Genomic DNA, 698 nt, shown 5'->3' on the forward strand with positions numbered 1-698 from the left:
GAAGATCAGGCCGAGCTCGGCGCAGGCCTTGCGGAATTCGCCCTTCTCGGTGACGTTGGCATGGGTGCAGGTGAGCCCGGACAGATACCAGACTACGGGCAGCTTGGCGCCGTCGGCATGCGGGGGAACATAGACCGAGAACACCATGTCGGTTCCGGTCGCCTGGCTGGCATGGCGATACACGCCCTGCACGCCGCCGTAGGATTTGTTGGTCGAGACAGTCTGAATCGTCATGCCTTCACTCCGTGGCATCTCACCACATCAATATTGCAACGCTTGTGTGACCGAATTTGTGGCAGCTGCCCGCGTCAGGCAACACCGCTGTCGATCGCCAGCCGCACCAGCTCGACCGAGGTCTTCACGCCGAGCTTCTGGCGCATGATGGACGAGGTGTTGGCGACCGTCTTGTAGGACGATTGCACCAGCCAGGCGATCTCGGACAGGCTCTTTCCGGCGCTGAGCAGCCGCAGAATCTCCATCTCGCGCGCGTTCAGCTTGGACAGCGGGCTTTGCGCCAGCGTCGGCCCCGCAAAGGCGATGCTGCGCGCGATCGCGCTCGGCAAATACGTGCCGCCGCCGCCGACGGCGCGAATCGCCTCGACGAGGTCATCAGGATCGCCGGTCTTGGACACGTAGCCCTTGGCGCCGCATTCGATCGCACGCGCGGCAAAGGCCGGGTCGTCGTTCATGCTGAACAT

Annotated in this window: 2 protein-coding genes; both read right to left on the reverse strand. The window is 63.5% G+C overall.

Annotated elements, in window-relative coordinates; genetic code table 11:
* Nucleotides 1–234 (reverse strand): alpha/beta hydrolase-fold protein (locus AABA86_RS34065; protein ID WP_338309857.1); only part of this gene is annotated, 234 nt, incomplete at its 3' end.
* 74 nt (nt 235–308) lie between these two features.
* On the reverse strand, nt 309–698 hold a 390-nt coding region (locus tag AABA86_RS34070), incomplete at its 5' end, for a response regulator transcription factor (protein WP_338309858.1).

Origin of the sequence: Bradyrhizobium sp. TM233 (assembly GCF_036247965.1) — a bacterium.
GTDB classification, from domain to species: domain Bacteria; phylum Pseudomonadota; class Alphaproteobacteria; order Rhizobiales; family Xanthobacteraceae; genus Bradyrhizobium; species Bradyrhizobium ottawaense.